A 2,314-nucleotide genomic window follows, 5' to 3' on the forward strand; every position below is an offset into this window, starting at 1 on the left:
CGGCGAGCTGGACGATGACTTCCAGCTCCCTGTCCGTCTGCGCATGCTCGGGGCCGATGTAGAGCCGGTCGACCGTGCCATCGCCGTTGTCCCGCAGGTCGGCAGTGTACGTTGCGTTGATCATCGCGAACATCGCATCAGCCCGCGCAACGCCGTGCTTGCGGGTCGAATCGGTCCATCGCGGTGACATGACCCCAACCCTACCAAAAAAACCGAGCCCATTTTTGTAGCCGACTTTGCCATCTTCTGTACGCTCGACCTGTCACCGACCGGCAGCAGGCAGACCTCCTGGCCGCCGGCGTCCGCCGCGACGACCTCTACATCGACCACGGCGTCTCCGGGGCCCGGGCATCCCGGCCGCAGTTCGACCAGGCACTCGAGGCGCTCATCGAAGGCGACACCCTCGTGATCACGACACTGGACCGGCTCGGGCGCTCCACCCAGAACATGCTCGCCTTCGCCGACCAGCTCCGGGCCAGGGGCGCGGGCCTGCGCGTGCTGAACCTCGGCGGCGGCGACGTCGACACCGCAACCCCCATGGGGTCCATGCTGTTCACCATCATGGCCGCCCTGGCCCAGATGGAGCACGAGATCAAACGCTGTGAGTCTTGGAGTGGCTGGTCCGGGACTGGCTGGCAGGGTAGACGCTGGTCGTCTTCCCCTGGGCTGTGACTCAATCAAACGCTGGCCCCTCAGTGGGCCTTTCAATCGAATTGTCCAGTCCGGGGGTTGGCGGCCGGCGCCGCCCGGCCCACACCGAATGGCTTGATCAGAAGACTGCCCAGCCCTGGGGCTGTGGCCCATCACAGTGATGCCTCGGAGTGACCTTCACCCGGGTCGACGCCGGCCGCGTCGCGGCCAGAAGCATCTGCCCGTTCATGAGGAAGGAAACCCGTGGCCGCGATGACCACTGTCGCACAATCACGCCCGTTCGTCATCGGCGTGGACACCCACGCCCGAACCCACACCTTCGCCGTGCTCCGCGCGGCGACCGGAGAGCAGCTCGGCTGCCAGCAGTTCCCCACCACGGCCGCGGGCATGCGCCGGGCCCTGGACTGGGCAGCCCGCCGGACCGGCGGCGATGCGGACACGCTCTGGGTCATCGAGGGAATAGGCAGCTACGGTGCCCAGCTCGCCGGGGCCGTCACAGACGCCGGCTTCGAAGCCGTGGAAGCCCCGAGGGGCTACGTGCGCTCACAGACCACCACGGGCAAGTCCGACCCGCTGGACGCGGCAGCGATCGCCGCCGCCGCCCTTCCCCTCGCGGAGGACCGCCTGCGCATCCCGCGCCAGGACGAGGGCGTGCGCGCAGCCCTGCGGGTGCTCGTCGCGGCGCGGGAGCAGATGACCCTCGAGCGCACCGCGAAGGTCAACGCCCTCACTGCCCTGGTCCGGATCGTGGACCTCGGCCTCGACGCCCGCCGCCCGCTCTCGGGCACGCAGATCACCGAGATCGCCCGGTGGCGGGCACGGGAGGAGGACATCGCCACGGCCACCGCACGCACCGAGGCAGTCCGGCAGGCCAAGCGCATCACCGCCCTCCAGACGGAGCTCAAGGAAAACCAGGGCCGCATCACAGAACTGGTCCGGGCAAGCCCCGCGGCGCCGCTGCTGGAGGAGACCGGCATCGGGCCAGTCACCGCCGCAGTGGCCTACACCGTCTGGTCCCACCCCGGCCGGGTCCGCTCCGAGGCCGCCTTCGCCGCCCTCGCCGGGGTCAGCCCCATCCCGGCCTCATCGGGGAACACCGTCCGGCACAGGCTCAACCGGGGAGGCGACAGACGCCTCAACCGCGCACTCCACATGGCGATCATCACCAGAATGACCTACGACCCCGACACGCGCGCCTACGCCGAGCGGCGCACCGCTGAGGGGAAGACCCCACGGGAGATCCGCCGTTGCCTCAAGCGCTACCTCGCCCGACACCTCTACCGCACACTCAACGCGCTCCACCAGACCCCAGCCGCGACAGCCGCTTGACAGACATAGAAGATTCGTCACCGACTCCATCACCAAGCGCAGGGAAGCCGGGAAGGACCTCGGCGGCCGTCCCCGACGGATCACCGACAGCCAGATCCGAAGCGCCCTCCGCCTCGTCCAAGCCGGCGAGCCCGCCGCCCAGGTCGCCCGCGACCTCGGCATGTCCCGCGCCACCTTCTACAGACGCTCCCGAGTCCTCGCCGACTAGCTGGACCTAGCGGGCGGGCCGAGCGCCCCGGTCACCCGTGCAGGCCTCGCGCTGATCGCCACCCTCCCCAATCAGCGGGCCGCCCGGGCACGGTCCCCGGGCTGCTGGAGAACCCTCATCCTCGTC

The 2,314-nt window shown here is 69.7% G+C and carries 2 protein-coding genes and 2 pseudogenes; 3 read left to right on the plus strand and 1 reads right to left on the minus strand.

Annotated features, from left to right (window positions below; genetic code table 11):
* Window positions 1-190 (minus strand): annotated as a pseudogene (locus V7053_RS18810) (hypothetical protein); the annotation flags it as partial.
* A gap of 56 nt (window positions 191-246) precedes the next feature.
* Here V7053_RS18810 and V7053_RS18815 point away from each other — a divergent pair.
* The 3 genes and pseudogenes from V7053_RS18815 to V7053_RS18825 all read left to right on the plus strand — a co-directional run.
* Window positions 247-600 (plus strand): annotated as a pseudogene (locus V7053_RS18815) (recombinase family protein); the annotation flags it as partial.
* 303 nt (window positions 601-903) lie between these two features.
* Window positions 904-1,980, plus strand: coding sequence for an IS110 family transposase (locus V7053_RS18820; protein ID WP_334173777.1), 1,077 nt, complete (start codon window positions 904-906; stop codon window positions 1,978-1,980).
* A gap of 28 nt (window positions 1,981-2,008) precedes the next feature.
* Window positions 2,009-2,188: a helix-turn-helix domain-containing protein gene (locus tag V7053_RS18825; RefSeq protein WP_443022669.1), complete on the plus strand. Its 180-nt coding sequence runs from the start codon at window positions 2,009-2,011 to the stop codon at window positions 2,186-2,188.
* Window positions 2,189-2,314 lie beyond the last annotated feature (126 nt).

It is taken from the genome of Sinomonas sp. (genome assembly GCF_036848755.1).
In the GTDB taxonomy this organism is placed as follows: Bacteria; Actinomycetota; Actinomycetes; order Actinomycetales; family Micrococcaceae; genus Sinomonas.